Here is a 20906-nt window from a genome sequence, read left to right as displayed (position 1 = left end):
AGATGAGATTTCCCATTACGCAAGTAAGTAAGATCCCTCAAAGACGATGAGGTAGATAGGTTCGGGGTGGAAGCGTGGCGACACGTGCAGCTGACGAATACTAATCGATCGAGGACTTAACCAAATATGAATTTGATTGTCAATGTCTCGTTTATCTAGTTTTGAAAGAACATGAAAAATATTTTAATTAAACACTTGAAAAAGTTATTAAATTATGATATAATAAATATTGTCTTTCAAATTAATATGTCTAGTGATGAAGGCGAAGAGGTCACACCCGTTTCCATACCGAACACGGAAGTTAAGCTCTTCAGCGCCGATGGTAGTTGGGGGTTTCCCCCTGTGAGAGTAGGACGTCGCTAGGCATAATAATATTCCGAAGTAGCTCAGTGGTAGAGCAATCGGCTGTTAACCGATTGGTCGTAGGTTCGAGTCCTACCTTCGGAGCCATTTTTGGAGAGCTGTCCGAGTGGCCGAAGGAGCACGATTGGAAATCGTGTAGGCGGGTAACACTGTCTCAAGGGTTCAAATCCCTTGCTCTCCGCCAGAATATATTCTCACTTACATAATGGCCCCTTGGTCAAGCGGTTAAGACACCGCCCTTTCACGGCGGTAACACGGGTTCGAATCCCGTAGGGGTCACCATTTAAAGTATAAACCAGTGTTTTATTGGAGGATTAGCTCAGCTGGGAGAGCATCTGCCTTACAAGCAGAGGGTCGGCGGTTCGAGCCCGTCATCCTCCACCATATAAAGTGAAATTACAATTATATTATTGTCGCGGGGTGGAGCAGTTCGGTAGCTCGTCGGGCTCATAACCCGAAGGTCACAGGTTCAAATCCTGTCCCCGCAACCAAATGGTCCCGTGGTGTAGCGGTTAACATGCCTGCCTGTCACGCAGGAGATCGCCGGTTCGATCCCGGTCGGGACCGCCATTTTTCTTAAAAATACATATGTGGCTCAGTAGCTCAGTCGGTAGAGCAAAGGACTGAAAATCCTTGTGTCGGCGGTTCGATTCCGTCCTGAGCCACCATATTTTTCTTAACGCCGGAGTAGCTCAACTGGTAGAGCAACTGACTTGTAATCAGTAGGTTGAGGGTTCAAGTCCTTTCTCCGGCACCACTTGGAGGGGTAGCGAAGTGGCTAAACGCGGCGGACTGTAAATCCGCTCCTTAGGGTTCGGCGGTTCGAATCCGTCCCCCTCCACCAGTTTTTAGGGGCATAGTTTAACGGTAGAATAGAGGTCTCCAAAACCTTTGATGTGGGTTCGATTCCTACTGCCCCTGCCAATTTATAAGTTAACTTGAATAATGGCGGTTGTGGCGAAGTGGTTAACGCATCGGATTGTGATTCCGACATTCGTGGGTTCAATTCCCATCAGTCGCCCCATATTCCTTTTGAGTTAGCTCTTTTTTTATTTAATAATGGCGATTGTGGCGAAGTGGTTAACGCACCGGATTGTGATTCCGGCATTCGTGGGTTCAATTCCCATCAGTCGCCCCATTGGGGTATAGCCAAGCGGTAAGGCAACGGATTTTGATTCCGTCATGCCCTGGTTCGAATCCAGGTACCCCAGTTTTTTTGCGGAAGTAGTTCAGTGGTAGAACACCACCTTGCCAAGGTGGGGGTCGCGAGTTCGAACCTCGTCTTCCGCTCCATTATTTCTTAAGGCGGCATAGCCAAGTGGTAAGGCACAGGTCTGCAACACCTTTATCACCGGTTCAAATCCGGTTGCCGCCTCCAATTTTAATATTATAACTTTAAACACTTTTACTTTGCCGGTGTGGCGGAATTGGCAGACGCGCGGGACTCAAAATCCCGTTCCGTGAGGAGTGTCGGTTCGACCCCGACCACCGGTATCAATGTAGTAAAATGATTTAGACAGGCTAGCTTAGCCTGTCTTTTTTTATTTACTTCGAAATTTTAAAAATACCAGCAAACCTTATAGGACTTTTATAAAAATGCTATTGTTCAATTGAGGGTATGCATAATGATGTCATTGAAGAACAAATAGAATAATATAATATTACTTAGAGAAGAATGAAACCAGATTGTATTAACTGCGAGTATTTGGTATATTATAAGTAATATACAGTCTTTGAAGTGATCAAGTAAATGAGAATTGTGAAACAGAAAATATAGCAACTTGCTGAGAGCTATATCACCGCTTCTTGTTGAAACCTACCACAGAGATGTTATGCAAACATAACCGAGTCGTTCTCGTTATCAAACGTTTAGAGGGCTAAAAACTATTTTTTAGCTAAACTAAGGTGGTACCACGTCTATTCAGCACAAAGACGTCCTTTCATAAGGACAGCTTTGTGCTTTTTATATTTTATCTAGTTGAAGCGACTCATCGTTGAAGAACAGTAGAGCGAGGCGCTTCCGCTATTAATACTAGGAGGAATTATGTAATGACAAATCAACAACAAAACGATTTTACAAAATGGTACATTGAAACAATTCAAAAAGCAGATTTAATGGATTATACTCCTGTTCGTGGATGTATTGCGTTTAAACCAGATGGCTTTGAGATTTGGGAGCATATTCAAGCAGAAATGGATCGACGTTTTAAAGAGACAGGACATCGTAATGCTTATTTCCCAATGCTTATTCCTGAATCTTTCTTCCAAAAAGAAAAGGATCATATCGAAGGATTTTCTCCTGAGCTTCCATGGGTAACAGAAGCTGCTGGTGAGAAATTAGAAGAGCGTCTAGCACTTCGCCCAACTTCTGAAACGATGATTGGTCATTTGTATTCTGACTGGATTAAAAGCTACCGAGATCTACCAGTATTAATAAACCAATGGGCAAATGTATTCCGTTGGGAAAAGAAAACATTGCCGTTTATCCGTACTTCTGAATTTTTATGGCAAGAAGGACATACTGCTCATATTGATGAAGAAGAAGCTCGTAAAGAAACTATGCAAATGTTAAACATTTATAAGGAAGTAGTAGAAGAACTGCTTGCTATTCCGGTATATGATGGTCAAAAAACACCATCAGAGCGTTTTGCTGGAGCTGTAGATACGTATTCGATTGAAGCAATGATGAAGGACGGGAAAGCTGTTCAAGCAGGTACATCACATTACTTAGGAACAAAATTCGCTGAAGCATTCGATATTAAATACTTAAACAAAGAAAACAAACACCAACATGTGCATACAACTTCATGGGGAACGTCTACACGTTTAATCGGTTCTGTTATTATGGTCCATGGTGACGAACAAGGTCTTGTTTTACCACCACGTGTAGCGCCAACTCAAGTTGTATTAATTCCAGTTGGACCTTGGAAGAAGAACCCTGCTATTATGGAGAAATTAGATGAAGTCTATGCAGACTTAAAGGCAAAGGGTATTCGAGTACGTCTAGATGATTCGGATCAATCTCCTGGCTATAAATTTAATGAGTGGGAGCTAAAAGGTGTTCCAGTTCGAGTGGAATTAGGACCACGTGATTTAGAAAATAACCAAGCTTTAATGAAAGCACGTGATGAATCGGATAAAGTATCCGTAGACATCCCTAATTTAGTGGAGGCTATCGAAGCAGAATTAAAAACAATGCAATCACGCTTGTTAGAAAAAGCACGTGCATTCCGTGAAAAGCACTCTCATACACATGTTGATTCATTGGAACAGTTATCAAAACATATTACAGACTCAACGGACAATGAGGAAATTCCAGGCTGGATTCTTGCAGGTTGGTGTGGAGATGATGCTTGTGAAGAAAATGTAAAAGCAGAAACAAAATTCACAACTCGTAATATTCCATTCAACCCACCGGCTACAAAATCTACATGTATCAACTGTGGTAAAGAATCGAAGCATACTGTTTGGTTCGGTCGTGCGTATTAATTAAATACTAGTAAGTCTAAAAGATCAACCATCGCTTTTCGGATGGTTGATTTTTTTATTTTACTTAAAGAATTTTCAAAAAACATGTAAGATAAATGAAATGAAATCGTCTAATAAATAGAGAAAGGGGGGATCCCTTGGAAAGAGATAGGATTGAAAAATGGTTCGATCTATATGAAAGAGATATTACTAGTTTTTTAATTTACTACACTGGAACTATGGATGTTGAAGATTTAGTACAAGAAACTTTCCTTAGAGCACTGAACAAAATTACAAAATTTAACGAGAACTCACACCCAAAAACTTGGTTAATATCTATCGCTAGAAACATGGTAATAGATCACTACCGGAAAAATAAAGTATGGAACAAAGTAAAGGATTTGTTTTTACAAGAACGAAGCTTCTCCATTGATACGGAACAGACCGTCATAATGAACCAGGAAAGTATTAATTTGTATAAAGCAATTAACAAGCTTCCAAAGCAGTATAAAGAAGTAATTATTTTAAGAGGGATCATGGATATATCCTCGAAAGAAGTTAGTAAAGTGATGAAAAGTAAAGAGAATTATGTAAATGTGATGTATTACCGCTCCTTAAAAAAGCTGAAGATTCTAATGGAGAAGGAGGGGTATGAATATGGAGGATTTTAATAACTTGGAAAAGAAGCTGAATAAGCTTCCAAAGTATTCATTAAAGAAAGAACAAAAAGAGAGAATATTAAATAGCATTAGATCGAAGCAAACTTCTTCTAAGAAATTAGTGTTCGCTCCACCAATAATTACTCTCATAGGAATTTGCACAGTGCTATTATTTCTTTTTTTAACGAAAGAGGATTATAACAAATTGAGTGCACAGTCTGGTGCAGTTTTTACACTACCAGATAGAAACCAAGCGGTCCTTGGAGTAGAAGGGAAGTTAGGAATTCTTGCTTCTAACGAACAATTTGTCGCAGAAGATAGGAGAAGAGGAGCAAAGGTAATGCTTTACTTCTGGGGAGATGCGAATGAGCTTGTTGGAAAGAGTTATCGTGTAGAAGCGGAGAATACTAAAGGGAAAAAAGTTGAGTTGTCACAAGGGATGCTTTCAAGTGGTCTCTATAGTGAGGATGCCCATTCATTAACTAGCTTTGTTCCATTTCCAACAGAGGGGAAATGGCAGTTATCGTTTTATGTGGAAGATGAACTATTCGAAGCATTTACTATTAACGTATTCCCGCCATTTCCTAAAACTGAGCATTACACGATGTTTGACTCTCCTAAGGAAATTCCACTTGGTGAAGCATATGAAGTTTCTTTAGAAAGCACAATTGGAGAAAAAGAAAAAATAGAAGTGAAGCTGGTAGATAAAAATGGGAATGTGGTAGAAAGCGTAACTTTTAATCGAACAGGAAATGCAATAGATGCTTCGGCATTACAAAGTATCTATTATTATTCTGGTAAACTTACGTTCCATAAGCAGGGAACCTGGTGGCTTATGATTGATGGAGAGAAAACAGGATTATTTGAGAATTAATAAATGAAATGGACTGTCCAATAAGTAAGAAAAATTGTTGTAGCTGCTCTTTTCCATAGGAATTGCATCAACGATTCTTTATTTTTCATTTTTAATTAAGATTCAATAAAACCCTCGATATTCATTATTTGGAGAAGCATATGGGAGACTCCTACGGAAAAACGGGCTGCCAAGACACCGCAATCAGGTTCGGAGGGCACTGAAAAACTGTCTATTTTATTTTTTAAGGAAAATACTTTTGTATTTCTAGAAAATCGTTGAAAAAGGCGACACTCCTGCGGGAAAAGCGTTAGTCGAAGACCCCACAGCGAAGCGAGGAGTCTGAGGCAACGCCCGCGGAAAGGGAGGCCACTGAAAAACCAATATTCAGAAAATAAAGTCACCACTTGAGAAGTATATTTGTATCAAAATTGACATGACGTCCCCATAAACACCCTAAAAAGTGAAGAAATTATGGGATTTCGTTTTTATTTTTTGAAAAAAAGTGACTTTTTCAGTGGCCTCCGGAAAGGGAGCCGTTTCAACGATTTTCTTATTAATTGGACAACCCATCTGGCTAAGTCGAATTATAGAGACTTTTTCAGTGTCCTCGAGGTACGAACGATAAGGCTTGACTAGTTCGTCCGCGGAAAGCGAGTGCATGCTTCGGAAAACAGGAGGATAACTAACAGGGAATGGGCTATCCTCAAAAGTCACTTTTGGGACAAACCCTTTAGAATGTTTATGTAGAAACTTCAACTTACAAGCAGTGGCGATTTTATTCTATTCATTTTTAAGAGAGATTCCATAAACTCGTTCAGTTTCTATTGTTTGGAGAAGCATGAGCGAGACTCCTGCGGAAAAACGGACTGGCAAGACCCCACAGTGAGGTACGAGCGAGGAGGCTTGATAGTTCGTCCGCGGAAAGCGAGCGCATGCTTGGCAAAACAACAGGATGATTACTAACATAGAAAGAGGCTATCCTCAAAAGTCACTTTTGGGACAGCCTCTTTCATCAATTTGTAGCATGCTCTCTATCTATGACAAAATAGGATACTACAACTATAATTAAAGCACTTATAGGGATTACAGTTAAAATTCGAGCTAATATTTCAGTCGTCATTTCAAGTACAGAGAAAACAAGCGCACCGTGGACGAGAATAAAAAGAGTACCGAAAAATAAACTAATCATTAAAATCATATTTAAAGCATTATTATTATTTATAAAAATACCTAATACGATAGGCACAGCACAAAATAGAAATAGAAGTAAATAATTTATATCCATTAATCCGTCGACCATTAAATATTTCCCAAACAATAATCCGTATAAAATAGAAGTTCCGTATACAAGTATTAATAAGCCGGCTATGCTTCTTAAAGATAAAGATAGTTTTGAATAAGCCAATATAACATCCTTTCTATTTGAAATTTAATTGAATAATAAAATGTAAGCTTTAAAATCTTTGAGATAACTTATTTTATGCAGTTGCATACCTCTTTTATTATTAATATATTTAAAGTGTTACGTAAGGCTATTAATAAAGCAAAGCATGTCTTTAAAAGCATTCTGTGCGGAGTCTTCGTTATATTTCAATGAGTTAGGATCACTAAACCCATGCTGCCCTTGTAATTTATGTACCTCGATTTGCTTATTAGTTAATATCTCTATAAGCCCATCCACATGAAATGATTTTTCTTCTTCTGGAAAAAATAATAACGCAGCACATCTTGGAGATAAATCTACATAATTTCTAATGCGAGATCCATAGTATCCGACAATTCCATCTACACTACACTCCTCACTGCATAGCCATGCAATAGTTGCACCTACACTAAAACCAACGATAAAAACTTTTTTATATGTCTTTTTGGCCTCTATTAAAACATCCTTTATTTTGTTGGATGCTTTTGTAAAACCTATCGTTTCCATAAAGTAGTCGTAAGCAAATGCTTCTTCCGAATAGTCGAACGGCTTTTTATCTAATAAATTTGGACAAAAAACATCAAATCCATGAAGTGAGAGCATCTCACAAACCGTTTTCATATGTTTGTTTATTCCGTATATTTCATGTACTACTATAATCGCAGTGTCATTCTTGTTCTGTATGCTGAGCATTTTTCAGTCCTCCATGAAAATTTTAAAAAAACGCTCCTCCCAAAAGGGGAAAGAGCGTTTCTCATAGTAGAAAATCGAAAAGTACACTAATTGGGTATCGTTTGCATTTGCAAATGGGTAGTCATTAGTCATTGGTCACAAAGTAAATAGTAAGAGGTCATTGGTTTGCCTACTATTAATTTGAGAGTGATTTCCTAACTATGCCTTGATAAGGAGTCTCACCTTATCAAGGTTATGCATATTTTGCATCATCAAAATCAATGGAAATGGTATAGTTTTTTGCATTAATGATGTTAGATAACTTGTTTGCATCTTTTTCATATTGTAATGCATTCATGCGATATTCTTCCGGATTAAATAAGGCAATTTGTACATAAGTAGTACCATCCCCATATCCGTATTGAACTCTTTGTTTTTCAGCTGCACCTAATTGTTTATAAATTTTTGCTTGGGCACGCATTTGTGTAGCTAGTTCGATTGCTTCTACAATCGTATATGCTTTTTCTTTAAACATTACTTTATTAGTTACATTCGCTTCATAAATTAGTCGATCTAATGTCCGAATATCTTTTCGTGTTTCGGTAAGTTCGTTATCTACTACAGCTACTGTACGAGGGCCTATTTCTGGAGCAATATCTTTCTCCACGATCGTAAATGCAACTCGCATAATTTCTTCTTCCAGTTCATGTACCCTTTTCAATAATATACTTTTTAACTTTACCCCTTCAGCTAATGAAATATGTGGCATAGTTCAAATCCTCCATTCTTTATTGTCAACGTTTAGTATAGTGGAGAGCGCCTCTCCTCCGTGGATTTGTGTGAACATCGTACCAATTGAAGCAAGTAATTTTTGTCCTTCCTCTATTTCCATGGAAGGTCGAAGGAAGACAATTTGAATTGCATCTGTAGTTTCTTCTGTTGTAGAAGTTCGAACCGAGTCAACAAATGGACTACCAAAAGCTCCAACAGTATCGTGAAGTGAAAGTATGTTATGTAATTTGTTTTCACGACCATTTAAGCCTGTATAAGTCGTCTCTTCATTGCCAATAGAGATGGTAATATCTCCTTGTATCTTTTCTAAATCGTATATTCCCATAGGAATTTCATATTGCATAGAGAAGAAATTATTTAGATCAACAGCTGAATGTAAAGGTGTGATATAATTTTGTTTTGCAATTCTTCGATATAATGCTTCAGCAGAATGGCGATACCGATTAGGGTCTGCTCCAAACTTTTTCCATAGAGCTCGCCACTCTTTTATTCCATCGAATTCTGTAACGGCTTTATCTTCCATTTCAAAAAAAAGCTGCTCTTGGAATAATTGGAGTCTTCCTTTAAGCATTTGAGGGGAAGAGGAAACGACAATTTTGTTATAATGAAGAATGCCTAATTTAAAATTGGGTTCCATTTGAAATAAAGAATCATCTAGTTTTATTATCATACCGACCATCCTTACACATTTTTCTATAGTGTAGCATAAGAAAGGAGATCATTTGTGAATATCAATCAGTTTCAACAGCAACTAATAGAATATGCAGCCACCATTGGAATTGATAAAATTGGATTTACTTCTGCCTCTCCATTTCGTGAATTAAAAAATAGATTAATTCGTCAGCAAGAGCTTGGATATGCTTCTGGTTTTGAAGAGTCGGACATTAACAAAAGAACACATCCTGAGCTTTTACTTTCGGAAGCAGAAAGTATTATTGCCATTGCCATTGCCTACCCTTCGAAAATGAAGGACGCACCGCAAAGTGTTAAAGGCGCAAGGCGTGGAATTTTTGCCAGAGCTTCATGGGGCACTGATTATCATACTGTTTTGCGAGAAAAACTTGCACTTTTAGAGTTATTTATATTAACGCATATACCAGATGCAAGGTTGCGTTCGATGGTTGACACGGGTGAACTTTCTGATCGAGCAGTTGCAGAACGAGCTGGTATTGGCTGGAGTGCGAAAAACTGTTCGATTATTACACCTGAATTTGGTTCGTATGTGTATTTAGGTGAGATGATTACTTCGATTCCATTTGCTCCGAGTGAACAGATGGAAGATCAATGTGGGGATTGTACACTCTGTTTAGATATTTGTCCTACGGGAGCTTTAATACAGGGCGGGCAGTTAGATGCGCAAAGATGTATCGCATTTGTAACTCAAACGAAAACGATCGTTCCAGATGAATTCCGAACAAAAATAGGAAACCGAATTTATGGATGTGACACATGCCAAACAATTTGTCCGAAAAATAAAGGAAAAGCAAACATGCATCAATCAGCATTTAAGCCAGACCCAGAGCTTGTCAAACCATTGCTAGTTCCTTTATTAAGTATGACAAATCGTTCGTTCAAAGAAACATACGGCCATATGTCTGGAGCATGGAGAGGTAAGAATCCCATTCAACGGAATGCCATACTTGCTCTTGCACATTTTAAAGAAGTGTCAGCAGTTCCAGTTCTTATCCAGTTATTGGAGAATGATCCACGCCCAGTTATTAGGGGAACAGCCGCATGGGCAATTGGTAAAATTAACTCTGAAGAAGGATTAACAGCATTAAAAAAAGCGGAACAAACGGAAGTAGTGGAGGAAGTTCTAAAAGAGATTAATAAAGGACTTCAATTTTATAAAATTGAGAAATAGGAAGTGGAAATTTTGGGTATTCATATCGTATTATATCAACCAGAAATCCCAGCGAACACAGGGAATATCGCTAGAACATGTGCAGGAACAGGGGCGAAATTACATTTAATAAGACCACTTGGTTTTTCAACAGATGATAAAATGTTAAAGCGTGCAGGGCTAGATTATTGGGAGCATGTAGATATTACGTATTACGATGGATTAGAGGAATTTTTTGCAGCACATCCAAAAGGCGAGTTTTATTACTTAACGAAGTTTGGTTCAAAGCCTCATACAACTTATAATTATAGTGATAAAGAGAAAGATCATTTTTTCGTTTTTGGAAGAGAAACAAAAGGACTTCCAAGAGATTTGATTGACGCTAACCAAGATCGTGCTTTGAGAATCCCGATGAACGATAATATACGTTCATTAAACTTATCAAATACAGCAGCAATTCTTATTTACGAAGCATTAAGACAGCAGGATTACCCTAACTTGCACTAAAAATGAGGCTGTATAGTGATGAAAAAAACGGACGTAGTCAATTGGGACTCGTCCGTTTTTATATCGTTTATTTTTTTGATGCACCTGGTTTGTCTTCGTATCCTGCTTTGAAAATCGCTGCAAGGAATGTCACACAAACGCCAAGCATAATGATTAATTTCATCTTGAGCGCCTCCTCTAGTATATTCTGAACTAAGTATACCCTAATTTGTTCTAAAAAGAAATAATGGGTAAAATTGAAATTATGTCGAAAATCGTTCTTTTCAAAGTTGCATCCACCGAATTATTCTACTAGGATATAGAAAAGGAGTGATTTTTTAAATGAGTAATTTGAAAAATGGTCCAGAAAACGGTTCGATGGCAACAAATATGGAAGAGGTTAAGCTGTTAGGAAAGCAAATGGAGAAGCTGAGAGATCAAAATGAGCTAAAGAAAGATCATCGAGCAGCTGATCCAGCACAGTTTGAAGGTGCTCCTACTGTAAAACAGAGAGAGAACGATTAACACTAAAATCTTAACTCTCAAAGTAGTATTTTCTTCACGAAAGGATGAACGAAATGGATTTACATATGAATTCTACAAAAAGACTAACAAACGGTGTGGAAATGCCACGAATTGGTTTAGGTGTGTATAAAATGACGGAACCTGATATAGCCCTTCAAGCAATATCAACAGCCTTGGATAGTGGCTACCGTCATATAGACACTGCTTCCCTCTATAATAATGAAAAAGAGGTAGGAGAGGCAGTTAGAAATTCAAATGTAAACCGAGATGAGATTTTCATTACGACAAAAGTATGGAATGAAGATCAAGGATATGATCAAACACTGAAAGCGTTTGAAAAGTCATTAAAACTTTTAGGGATGGATTATGTAGACCTATATTTAACACATTGGCCAGTAGCAGAGACTTTCGTAGACACGTATCGCGCAATCGAGCGTTTGTATGAAGAAAAACTAATACGTGCAACTGGTGTATCTAATCATCATCAACACCATTTAGAAGCGATCGCTTCCAAAGCAAATGTCGCTCCTATGGTCAACCAAATCGAATGCCACCCAAGACTAACACAATTTGATCTTCGAGAATATTGTGCCGAAAATGGCATCGCAGTTACGTCCTGGTCACCACTTGCTAGAGGTGGCTTACTAAACGAACCTACACTTAAAAGAATAAGTGGAAAGTATGATAAGTCTCCGGCTCAAATTATTGTTCGATGGCACTTACAACATGATCTAATTGTTATCCCAAAATCTGTTACTCCTAATAGAATCATAGAAAACTTAGACGTTTTCGATTTTGAACTATCATTTGAAGATATGAAAAATATTGATGCTCTTAATTTGAATGAACGCACGGGAGCAGACCCGGATAATTTTAGTTTTAAATTTTGACTATTACAAATAATAGTTGTTCATGTATCACAAGAAACAGGTGTTTAAATTAATCAGAGACAAATAGTCCTGATACTGTCAGACTGTAGACAAATTCGTTTTACAATGAATAGAGTTGTATAAGAGAATCAGCAGGGCCCGCCACTTCGCTTTCCGTGGCGGGCCCTGCCTATTTTTCAAAAGTTGAAAGTGAAAATCTGAAGATGCTGTGATCAATCAACGTTTCTCTGAATATCTGATAAAAATAACGGATTGACTATCCCATCTCATCAAGTGAAAAGGCTTTAATTGTCCTTATTTTGTTTATTGAAGTAAAAAGTAAGCGGAAGGCGGCGACTCCTGCGGGACAGCGAGACAGTCCAAGACCCCGTAGGCAAAGCCGAGGAGGCTTGGCGCGAGCCCGCGGAAAGCGCCCGCCTGGAGCGATTGCTACAGGAAAAGCACAATAATCACTATGTTCTTAATACATTTTAATTCATAAAAATCATTTGTCGACAAGCTGACAGTATCAGAGACAAATAGTACTGATACTGTTTTTTTACGAATTACTTCTTTTATTTTGACTTCCCTTTAGCCAGTATCTAATTCCTTTCAAAGACATTTTCACGATGTTCAATCGGAATTATTAGGCCAGAACCAACTAAAACTTCTTGTGGTATTTGGACAAACATACATTTTTCATTTTTTAATACAATTTGTTGTTCCTTCAGAACTTCGAGATTACATAATGGGCAAACTTCCATTTCATTAATCCCCCTCATATTTCCTTGTAGAATCTATCTTTTATCCTCTACTACAATCATTTCGCCTGTGATTGGATGAGCGAATTGGACACGAAATGCATGTAGTTCATACATTTTTGTCGGTGTTTTTTTGGCTCCATATAATTCATCTCCCACAATTGGATGACCCAAATGGGCAAAATGTACACGGATTTGGTGAGTGCGTCCTGTTTCTAAAATAGCATGAACTTTCGTAAATTCAGGATGTCTGCCGACTACTTCAAAATGTGTAATAGCAAGTTGACCAGATGGAGAAACGCGTCTTCTCGTAGGGTGATGACGGTCATTTCCTATGGCTGCACGTATAGTACCATGCTGATTTTTAACTTGTCCTTCCACAATTGCTTCATATGTACGAATAATTGTTTTTGTCTCTAGCATTCGATCTAGCATACTTTTCACAATTGGATTTTTGGCAATGACTACTAATCCTTTTGTTCCTTCATCAATTCGATGGACATGCTCCCCATAATTTTGTCCTTTTCCTTTTAAATAGTTCATAACAAAATTCATCAAAGTGTGATTTTGACCAGTCTCGTTTGGATGAGTAGTGACTCCACGTGGTTTGGAAGCAATTAATAGGTACTCGTCTTCATATGCAATATACAACGGAAGTTGATCGGAAGAAATATAATTAGATGATTCGCCTTCCCATGAAAATAATAATACATCGCCTTTTTTATTAGGTAATTTCCATTGCAGAAGTTCTCCATTTTTGTTAGTTACAGCTTTTTGCATTCGTAAGTCATGAATAAGCTTTTTACCAAGCTTCCATTTTTGTTGTAGGATGGCTTCAATTGTTAGTCCATCTTCTGGCACTGTATAAGTTAATGTATGTAACATTCATTACTCTCCTTTAAAAAAAAGCCATGCCCAGTAGACATGACCTTTCCAATTATTTTAAAACTACTTGGTCAAAAAATGCTAGAATATTATCATCTGGTTGAGAACCAACTGTTCTAGCTACTTCTTTTCCATCTTTATAATGAATCAATGTTGGAGTAGCTTCGATTAAATAATCATCCCAACCTTGTTCATATTCAAGTATATTGTATTTTACAATATTTACACCTTTTTCTTCTGCAAGTGGTACTAATCTTGGAGTCATTTCTTTACAATGAACACATTCAGGGCTAAAGAAATATACAGTAACAGGTTTGCCACTCGAAATTTCCGTTTTTAACTTATCTGGAAGGATAATGTTTTGATAGTTTGGATCTTTTATTAGATCTATAGTAGACTGTCTTAAGTTGTCTTTGTCATAAGGGTTGTCCGCTAATGAATCTTTATTTTTTTGGCTATTTAATACAATAATTAATACGAAAATAGCAATAATAATTCCACCAAATATGGCTAGTTTCTTCATGCTCATTTTTCCCCCTTAATACTTTTTAAAACTAAGATACTACTAATAATGATGAGAATAAATGCGACTAAAGCTAAAAATGGAATTGTAATAAATCCTAAATAGTTAATATACTCACCTGTACAAGAAACTCTACCACAAGTTGGCGCAGATTCTTGCATAAAGCTTAGTTTTTGAATGCTATAGTGGTATGCTGAAATACAAGCCCCAATAATTGAGAAAGTAAGAGATGTGACTGCTATCTTCGCATTCTTTTGTGCATATGCAACTCCTAAAATTATGACGAGAGGATACATTAGAATACGTTGGTACCAACATAATTCACAAGGCTCGTACTGTCGGACTTCTGAAAAATATAGGGACCCAAGTGTTGCAGTAAAAGCCACTGTCCACATAAACAACATTAAATTTTCCACTTTTTTTGTCATAGGTTTCTCCTTTTATTTCATTGAACTCCACTCAAAGTATAAGCGTTCTTTGAAAACATGTAAATTATTTTATCTGTGTACAAAAGAGTTATATAATAAATATCAGTGATCAATTGAGGAGTGAATATTATGTCAGAAGAATTTGATTTATCTCAATTTGAAAAAAGCATGATTATTAGACAAACTACTTTTTCCGATATTGAGTCCATTTTAGAAATCCAACGACTTTGTTTTCCAGGAATGGATCCTTGGGAGGTGGCGCATTTACGCAGTCACTTAACGATATTTCCAGAAGGGCAATTAGTAGCTGAATTAGATGGAAAAGTGATTGGATCTTGTTCAAGTTTAATCATAAATTTTGATGAGTACGATGATCGTCATTCATGGTCTGATGTAACAGATTCCGGGTATATTACGAACCATAATCCAGAAGGATACAATTTATACGGGATTGAAGTGATGGTACATCCTGATTATAGAAGAATGAAGGTCGGTCAGCGGTTATACGAGGGAAGAAAAGATATTGCTAGACAATTCAATTTAAAATCAATTATTATTGGTGGTCGTATTCCGAACTATCATAAACATGCAAAAGAGATGTCGCCTAGGGAATATGTAACGGCTGTATCTCGCCATAAAATATACGACCCTGTATTAACATTCCAGTTGATGAATGGGTTCACATTAATGCGTATCAACCCTAACTACTTACCAGATGATAGAGCATCAGCTAAATATGCTACATTGATGGAATGGAATAATATAGACTACATCCCTCTATCGAAGCGTCATTTTAAAACTAGTTATCCGGTTCGAATATGTGCTGTGCAATATATGATGCGCAAAATTAATTCCTTTGAAGAATTTGCACATCAATGTGAGTATTTTGTTGATGTGGCTTCGGATGCACAATCAGACTTTGTTGTGTTTCCAGAAATATTTACAACACAGTTAATGTCATTCCTAGATGAACCTTCACCTAGTCAAGCAGTACGTAAATTAACGGAATACACGCCGCAATACATGGAATTATTTGCGGATTTAGCTGTACGATACAACATTAATATTATTGCTGGCTCTCATTTTGTAGAAGAAGAAAATGAAGAAATATATAATATCGCGTATTTATTCCATCGTGATGGTGCGATTGACAAGCAATATAAAATCCACATTACTCCAAACGAACGTAAATGGTGGGGCATTAGTGCAGGGGATTCCGTACAAGTATTTGACACAGACTGCGGAAAAATTGCTATTCAAATTTGTTATGATATTGAATTTCCTGAGCTTGCAAGAATTGCTACAGATATGGGGGCAAACATCATTTTCTCTCCGTTTTGTACAGAGGATCGTCAAGGATATCTACGAGTTCGGTATTGTGCACAAGCTAGAGCAATTGAAAATCAAATTTATACAGTCATCTCAGGTACAGTTGGAAACTTACCTCAAACGGAAAACATGGACATCCAATACGCACAATCAGCTATTTTTGCACCTTCTGATTTTGAATTTGCACGAGATGGTATCGTAGGAGAAACCGAACCTAATGTGGAGATGGTGTTAATAGGAGATGTCGATTTAGAAATTTTAAGACGACAACGTCAAGATGGAACAGTTAAACATTTAAAAGACCGTCGACACGATGTATATAATATTGATTATAAAAAATGAAGAATGGGAGTTTCACTAAATGTCGTTTAAACAATTATTCGAACAATGGAATAGCTATGATGAAATAGAGTCTGTTTGGAAGGAAGATCTGCAGCAATTAGCAAGAGATGAAAAAAGAATGGAGGACGCATTTTACCGAGATTTAGAATTTGGTACGGGTGGAATGCGAGGAGAGATAGGAGCAGGTACGAATCGTATGAATACTTATACGATTCGTAAAGCTACTACAGGACTAGCTTCTTATATAAAGGCTGCAGGATCAGATGCGATGAGTCGTGGAGTAGTAATTGCTTATGATAGTCGCAGACATTCACCTGAATTTGCACGTGAGGCAGCACATACGTTAGCTTCAAATGGTGTAAAGGCTTATTTATATAGTGAACCTAGAACGACACCACAGCTTTCCTATTCAGTTCGACAGCTACATGCATATATGGGTATTGTAATTACGGCAAGTCATAATCCACCTGAATACAATGGATACAAAGTATATGGAGAAGACGGAGCACAACTAAATCTTCATGATGCAGATGCTGTCATTCAATATGTCAACCAAGCTGGAGATGCTTTACATATAAAAAGAAACGATGTGGATGAAAATCTAGTTGTTCATTTAGATGAAGAAATCGATAAAGCATATATCGAACAATTAAAAACAGTCCAAGAAAATCCAATGTTAGCTTCAAACACTGATTTGAAAGTAGTCGTTACACCACTTCACGGAGCTTCTGGTAAAACTGTTAAACGAATTTTAAGTGAAACTGGGTATAAGCATATTTATTACGTAGAAGAACAAATGGAACCGAATGGTGAATTTCCAACTTTAATATCTCCAAATCCAGAAGAACAAAGTGCTTTTGAATATGCAGTTCAGTATGGAAACAAATATGATGCAGATATTCTTGTTGCAGTAGATCCTGATGGGGACCGCGTTGGACTAGCAGTTAAAACAGACGGAGGCTATAAGCTGTTAACTGGCAATCAAACAGGTGCTATTTTAATCGAATATCTATTAACACAAAAGAAAGAAAAAGGTGAAATGCCAGCAAAAGGTCGTATTTTTAAGACGATTGTAACTTCTGATTTTGGTCGAGTTATTGCAGAGTACCATGGGGCAAGTACAGAAGATGTATTGACTGGCTTTAAATTTATTGGTGAAAAGATTAAACAATACGAAGAGACAAAGGAATATCAGTTTTTATTTGGCTATGAAGAAAGCTATGGCTATCTAGTAAAAAGCTTTGCTCGCGATAAAGATGCAATACAAAGTGTATTAGCAATTGTAGAAGCAGCTGCTTATTATAAAAAACAAGGTATGACATTAGTGGATTTATTACATGTATTATATGAAAGACATGGCTATTACCTAGAAGGTCTAGTATCTGTAACGAAAAAAGGTGTTAGTGGAGCAAATACGATCAAAAATTTACTCGAACAAGTTCGTATAAATAAACTATCAGATGTTGCAGGAGTAACAATACAATCGCAAGAGGATTACTACATCCAACAAAGAACTTTTACGGACGGTAGAGAAGCGGAGCAGCTTTTATTACCAAAATCGAATGTGATTAAGTATTTCCTTGCTGATGGTTCGTGGGTATGTGTAAGGCCAAGTGGAACGGAACCGAAGATAAAATATTATTTCGGCGTGACAAGCGAATCAGAACAGGAAAGCATCGAGAAGCTAGAAGCTTTGAAGACATCATTTACTGCTACTATGAATATATATTTAGAAGACTAAACAGAAAATGAAGGCGAAGATTAGTGAAAAAGCTAATTCTTCGCCTTTTTTTCAGTCAAAAGTATGATGATTTGTTTTCGCAAGTAGGTAACAATAAATGTTAAGATAGAATATAAGTGGATTATATACATGGAGGAGTTTACATGCAGTCAAATGAACTCTCAAATATAGAATTATTAAAAGAAATTGCAGAGTTTTTAAATGAAGAAACCGAAATGGAAAATATGCTGCAAGGAGCACTCCAAAAGCTACTGGAAGGTACTATTTTTGAGACCGGATGGATTTTCTTTATCGATGAAAAAGGAAAACAACAGCTTATCTCTCACGAAAATTTGCCGAAAGCACTTAAACAAAATGATTGCAGGCATTTGCAAAAGGGTGGATGTTGGTGTGTATCAAGATTTCGAAATGGTGAGCTAAAAAAAGCTTCTAATATTATTGAGTGTAAGCGGATTGTTAATGCAAGAAAGACGAACGATGAAGACAATGACGGAATCACACATCATGCAACAGTTCCATTACAATCGGGACAGGAGAGATTTGGTCTTTTAAATGTAGCCACGCCCAATACGATTCGCTTCTCTGAAGGGGAGCTTGCGCTACTAGAGTCTGTCGCATTTCAAATTGGGTCTGCGATAAAACGAATATTTTTGACAAAGCAGGAGCAGCAAGTTGCATTAGTTCAAGAAAGAAATCGTCTAGCACGGGATTTGCATGATTCGGTAAATCAATTGCTATTTTCGGTTACATTAACGGCTCGCGGTGGGATAGAAATGACCGAGCATCAAGAAATAAAAAACACATTTAAAGAAATTCAATATTTAACACAAGATGCCCTAACAGAAATGCGGGCACTTATATGGCAGCTTCGTCCGAAAGGTTTGGAATCTGGGATAATAGAAGGGTTGAAAGGTTACGGGGAGATTTTAGGATTAACACTAACGGTCAATGTAAAAGGTGTCATTAATCTACCTGCAAGTATTGAGGAGACACTATTTCGCATTGCACAAGAAGCATTAAACAATATTCGAAAGCATTCAGGTGTCTTAAGAGCAGAACTATATTTAACAATTACGTCTACAGATGTACTTCTAGTTGTTAAAGATGAAGGATGTGGATTCCACATGAGTGAATCCAAAAATCTACCTTCCATTGGATTACAGAGCATGAGAGACAGAGCACATTCCGTTGGAGGAACTGTGGATTGGGTGACGGAATGGAATAAAGGAACAGAAATTTTAGTACGTTTACCATATTAGGGGGGATACGCATGATACGAGTATTAATCGCAGACGACCATCATGTAGTAAGAAGAGGTTTAATGTTCTTCTTAAAAACACAAAAGGATATGGATATCGTTGGAGAAGCAACGAATGGTAGAGAAGCTGTAGAAATGACAACTTCTTTGAAGCCAGACGTAGTTTTAATGGATCTTGTCATGCCAGAAATGGATGGCATTCAAGCAACAAAACGAATAAAAGCAAAATATCCACAAATTCAAATTTTAATGCTTACAAGCTTTTCAGATAGAGATCACGTTATCCCAGCATTGAAAGCAGGAGCAGCTGGGTATCAATTAAAAGACATTGAACCAGATGAACTGGCAGAAGCTATTCGCAAATTAATGCGAGGAGAAAATACATTACATCCTGAAGCAACAACGCAACTTCAGAAGGAATATGAGCCAGTAAAATTAAGCCCACATGAGGAACATCCTTTAACACCGAGAGAACAAGATGTTTTATCAGAGTTAACTAAGGGAAAGAGCAATCGAGAAATTGCTTCGTCCTTATTTGTCACCGAAAAAACAGTTAAAACACATATATCGAATATATTCGCGAAGCTTCAAGTCCAAGATCGTACACAGGCTGCATTATATGCAGTGAAGCACGGACTTACAGAGCCAAGTGGGTTGTAAAAAACACGGTGAGAGACTTTGAACTCACCGTGTTATGGAAAAGCGGGAATCGATCAATCTATCGTGATAATCGATCAATCTACCGCAATAATCGATCAATCTTGTGAGAGAATCGATCAATCATTTTCCATATGTGGCTCTATATGAACATGAACGACTGAAAAAGGTTTAACCTTCATAATTTTTTGTTCAATTTCTTCTGTTATTCGGTGACTGTCAATGACATTAAGAGTTGGATCGACCGTAACTGTTAAATCGATAAACATAAGATTACCATGCATTCTTCCTTTGAAATTTTTTACAGTTTCTACGCCTATCACATGCTTTACTATTGTAGATAACGATTCAGCTTCTTCCACATTGAACCCATCGGATAATGTGTATGCCGCTTCGTGAAAAATATTGTAAGCCGTAATCATAATAATGATCCCAACAATTAATGCTGTGATGCCATCTAAAATTGGAAATCCAATGATAGAACCAATAATACCTATAGTCGCTCCCAAACTTACAAATGCATCGGAGCGATTATCATATGCAGCCGCTTTTACTGCAGGACTGTTAATACGTGTGCCTAATCTTAAATTGTATCGGTATACTGCGTACATCACAATCGCACTGATGAAAGCAACAATAGCGGTTAGAAATGAAGGCTGTTGCTCAATAGGGTTTATCAAATGAGTAATGGCTTGAATGATTACTTGAATACCAATGGAAGCCATGATAAATGCCGCTACCAAGGAGGCAATCGTTTCTGCACGCAAATGTCCATATTGATGATGATCATCTGGTGGCTTCTGTGATATTCGCAGCCCAATCAAGATGGCTATGGAAGCAATTATATCTGTGAAGTTGTTTAAACCATCTGCTTTTAAAGCCTCTGAAGAGCCAATATAACCAGCACTTAGTTTGAAGATACTAAGAGATATATAAATGCAAATACTAATCCAAGCACCTTTTTCCCCTTCACGTAAATTTGTATATAGTTCCAAAGTTTTTCCTCTTTTCAACATTTTTAGGCAT

The 20906-nt window shown here is 37.4% G+C and carries 20 protein-coding genes, 16 tRNA genes, 2 rRNA genes and 1 other annotated feature; of the genes, 29 read left to right on the top strand and 9 right to left on the bottom strand.

Features of this window, described 5'->3' with window-relative positions; translation table 11 throughout:
• From FG384_RS14885 to FG384_RS14785, 21 genes are all read left to right on the top strand, one after another.
• Window positions 1-124 (top strand): 23S ribosomal RNA (locus tag FG384_RS14885); the annotation flags it as partial.
• Between the two features lie 125 nt (window positions 125-249).
• Window positions 250-365, top strand: a 5S ribosomal RNA gene (rrf, locus tag FG384_RS14880).
• Window positions 366-375: 10 nt separating this feature from the next.
• Window positions 376-450 (top strand) — tRNA-Asn (locus tag FG384_RS14875).
• Between the two features lie 5 nt (window positions 451-455).
• Window positions 456-547: transfer RNA gene (locus FG384_RS14870), tRNA-Ser, on the top strand.
• A 23-nt stretch (window positions 548-570) separates the two neighbouring features.
• Window positions 571-645: transfer RNA gene (locus FG384_RS14865), tRNA-Glu, on the top strand.
• Between the two features lie 26 nt (window positions 646-671).
• Window positions 672-747, top strand: a tRNA-Val gene (locus tag FG384_RS14860).
• 30 nt (window positions 748-777) lie between these two features.
• A tRNA-Met gene (locus FG384_RS14855) sits at window positions 778-854 on the top strand.
• 3 nt (window positions 855-857) lie between these two features.
• Window positions 858-933 (top strand) — tRNA-Asp (locus FG384_RS14850).
• 22 nt (window positions 934-955) lie between these two features.
• Window positions 956-1031 (top strand) — tRNA-Phe (locus FG384_RS14845).
• A gap of 13 nt (window positions 1032-1044) precedes the next feature.
• Window positions 1045-1120, top strand: a tRNA-Thr gene (locus tag FG384_RS14840).
• A gap of 3 nt (window positions 1121-1123) precedes the next feature.
• A tRNA-Tyr gene (locus FG384_RS14835) sits at window positions 1124-1207 on the top strand.
• A 6-nt stretch (window positions 1208-1213) separates the two neighbouring features.
• Window positions 1214-1287: transfer RNA gene (locus FG384_RS14830), tRNA-Trp, on the top strand.
• 24 nt (window positions 1288-1311) lie between these two features.
• Window positions 1312-1387 (top strand) — tRNA-His (locus FG384_RS14825).
• A gap of 38 nt (window positions 1388-1425) precedes the next feature.
• A tRNA-His gene (locus FG384_RS14820) sits at window positions 1426-1501 on the top strand.
• A gap of 1 nt (window position 1502) precedes the next feature.
• Window positions 1503-1574: transfer RNA gene (locus tag FG384_RS14815), tRNA-Gln, on the top strand.
• 7 nt (window positions 1575-1581) lie between these two features.
• Window positions 1582-1656: transfer RNA gene (locus tag FG384_RS14810), tRNA-Gly, on the top strand.
• Between the two features lie 11 nt (window positions 1657-1667).
• A tRNA-Cys gene (locus FG384_RS14805) sits at window positions 1668-1741 on the top strand.
• A gap of 34 nt (window positions 1742-1775) precedes the next feature.
• Window positions 1776-1857: transfer RNA gene (locus tag FG384_RS14800), tRNA-Leu, on the top strand.
• Between the two features lie 230 nt (window positions 1858-2087).
• Window positions 2088-2306, top strand: a binding site (T-box leader).
• Window positions 2307-2412: 106 nt separating this feature from the next.
• Entirely contained in the window at window positions 2413-3852 is a 1440-nt protein-coding gene (gene proS / locus FG384_RS14795) for a proline--tRNA ligase (protein WP_142643383.1), read from the top strand.
• Window positions 3853-3989: 137 nt separating this feature from the next.
• Window positions 3990-4502, top strand: coding sequence for an RNA polymerase sigma factor (locus tag FG384_RS14790; RefSeq protein WP_142643382.1), 513 nt, complete (start codon window positions 3990-3992; stop codon window positions 4500-4502).
• Window positions 4489-5364 (top strand): hypothetical protein, encoded by an 876-nt coding sequence (locus FG384_RS14785; RefSeq protein WP_142643381.1) that lies wholly within the window; start codon window positions 4489-4491, stop codon window positions 5362-5364. Before FG384_RS14790 ends, FG384_RS14785 begins: the two co-directional genes overlap by 14 nt.
• Before the next feature lie 994 nt (window positions 5365-6358).
• Here the strand turns inward: FG384_RS14785 and FG384_RS14780 are convergent.
• From FG384_RS14780 to FG384_RS14765, 4 genes are all read right to left on the bottom strand, one after another.
• Window positions 6359-6751, bottom strand: a complete 393-nt coding sequence (locus tag FG384_RS14780; protein ID WP_142643380.1) for a hypothetical protein — start codon at window positions 6749-6751, stop codon at window positions 6359-6361.
• 117 nt (window positions 6752-6868) lie between these two features.
• The gene (locus tag FG384_RS14775; RefSeq protein WP_142643379.1) at window positions 6869-7462 is read right to left on the bottom strand and encodes a dienelactone hydrolase family protein; all 594 of its coding nucleotides are present in this window, start codon (window positions 7460-7462) and stop codon (window positions 6869-6871) included.
• Between the two features lie 232 nt (window positions 7463-7694).
• Window positions 7695-8210, bottom strand: coding sequence for a hypothetical protein (locus FG384_RS14770; protein ID WP_142643378.1), 516 nt, complete (start codon window positions 8208-8210; stop codon window positions 7695-7697).
• A 3-nt stretch (window positions 8211-8213) separates the two neighbouring features.
• A complete protein-coding gene (locus FG384_RS14765) occupies window positions 8214-8903 on the bottom strand; it encodes a B3/B4 domain-containing protein (RefSeq protein ID WP_142643377.1) in 690 nt (229 codons plus the stop codon).
• 54 nt (window positions 8904-8957) lie between these two features.
• Here FG384_RS14765 and queG point away from each other — a divergent pair, with 54 nt between their 5' ends.
• The 4 genes from queG (at window position 8958) to FG384_RS14745 (ending at window position 11977) form a co-directional block, all read left to right on the top strand.
• Window positions 8958-10097: a tRNA epoxyqueuosine(34) reductase QueG gene (queG, locus tag FG384_RS14760; RefSeq protein ID WP_142643376.1), complete on the top strand. Its 1140-nt coding sequence runs from the start codon at window positions 8958-8960 to the stop codon at window positions 10095-10097.
• Window positions 10098-10109: 12 nt separating this feature from the next.
• The gene (trmL, locus tag FG384_RS14755; protein ID WP_142643375.1) at window positions 10110-10583 is read left to right on the top strand and encodes a tRNA (uridine(34)/cytosine(34)/5-carboxymethylaminomethyluridine(34)-2'-O)-methyltransferase TrmL; all 474 of its coding nucleotides are present in this window, start codon (window positions 10110-10112) and stop codon (window positions 10581-10583) included.
• Between the two features lie 321 nt (window positions 10584-10904).
• On the top strand, window positions 10905-11087 hold the full coding sequence (locus tag FG384_RS14750; protein WP_142643374.1) for a hypothetical protein: 183 nt from the start codon (window positions 10905-10907) through the stop codon (window positions 11085-11087).
• A 53-nt stretch (window positions 11088-11140) separates the two neighbouring features.
• Window positions 11141-11977: an aldo/keto reductase gene (locus FG384_RS14745; RefSeq protein WP_142643373.1), complete on the top strand. Its 837-nt coding sequence runs from the start codon at window positions 11141-11143 to the stop codon at window positions 11975-11977.
• Window positions 11978-12558: 581 nt separating this feature from the next.
• Here FG384_RS14745 and FG384_RS19870 read toward each other — a convergent pair.
• The 4 genes from FG384_RS19870 to FG384_RS14730 are packed head-to-tail and all read right to left on the bottom strand — an operon-like array spanning window position 12559 to window position 14553.
• Window positions 12559-12720 (bottom strand): hypothetical protein, encoded by a 162-nt coding sequence (locus FG384_RS19870; RefSeq protein WP_166462456.1) that lies wholly within the window; start codon window positions 12718-12720, stop codon window positions 12559-12561.
• Window positions 12721-12753: 33 nt separating this feature from the next.
• Window positions 12754-13602, bottom strand: a complete 849-nt coding sequence (locus tag FG384_RS14740; protein WP_142643372.1) for an RluA family pseudouridine synthase — start codon at window positions 13600-13602, stop codon at window positions 12754-12756.
• A 52-nt stretch (window positions 13603-13654) separates the two neighbouring features.
• A complete protein-coding gene (locus FG384_RS14735) occupies window positions 13655-14125 on the bottom strand; it encodes a thioredoxin family protein (protein WP_142643371.1) in 471 nt (156 codons plus the stop codon).
• A 2-nt stretch (window positions 14126-14127) separates the two neighbouring features.
• Window positions 14128-14553 (bottom strand): disulfide oxidoreductase, encoded by a 426-nt coding sequence (locus FG384_RS14730; protein WP_142643370.1) that lies wholly within the window; start codon window positions 14551-14553, stop codon window positions 14128-14130.
• Window positions 14554-14682: 129 nt separating this feature from the next.
• Here FG384_RS14730 and FG384_RS14725 point away from each other — a divergent pair, with 129 nt between their 5' ends.
• From FG384_RS14725 to FG384_RS14710, 4 genes are all read left to right on the top strand, one after another.
• The gene (locus FG384_RS14725) at window positions 14683-16224 is read left to right on the top strand and encodes a carbon-nitrogen hydrolase family protein (RefSeq protein ID WP_142643369.1); all 1542 of its coding nucleotides are present in this window, start codon (window positions 14683-14685) and stop codon (window positions 16222-16224) included.
• A gap of 19 nt (window positions 16225-16243) precedes the next feature.
• On the top strand, window positions 16244-17965 hold the full coding sequence (locus tag FG384_RS14720; protein WP_142643368.1) for a phospho-sugar mutase: 1722 nt from the start codon (window positions 16244-16246) through the stop codon (window positions 17963-17965).
• Between the two features lie 143 nt (window positions 17966-18108).
• Window positions 18109-19224 carry a GAF domain-containing sensor histidine kinase gene (locus tag FG384_RS14715; RefSeq protein ID WP_142643367.1) on the top strand — a complete coding sequence of 372 codons (1116 nt, stop codon included), beginning with the start codon at window positions 18109-18111 and terminating at the stop codon, window positions 19222-19224.
• Between the two features lie 11 nt (window positions 19225-19235).
• Entirely contained in the window at window positions 19236-19883 is a 648-nt protein-coding gene (locus FG384_RS14710; RefSeq protein WP_142643366.1) for a response regulator transcription factor, read from the top strand.
• 116 nt (window positions 19884-19999) lie between these two features.
• Here FG384_RS14710 and FG384_RS14705 read toward each other — a convergent pair whose 3' ends face one another.
• The gene (locus FG384_RS14705; protein WP_142643365.1) at window positions 20000-20875 is read right to left on the bottom strand and encodes a cation diffusion facilitator family transporter; all 876 of its coding nucleotides are present in this window, start codon (window positions 20873-20875) and stop codon (window positions 20000-20002) included.
• Between the last annotated feature and the right edge of the window lie 31 nt (window positions 20876-20906).

Origin of the sequence: Psychrobacillus vulpis, assembly GCF_006861825.1 — a bacterium.
Taxonomy (GTDB): domain Bacteria; phylum Bacillota; class Bacilli; order Bacillales_A; family Planococcaceae; genus Psychrobacillus; species Psychrobacillus vulpis.
This window is presented reverse-complemented; position numbering and strand designations above follow the sequence as displayed.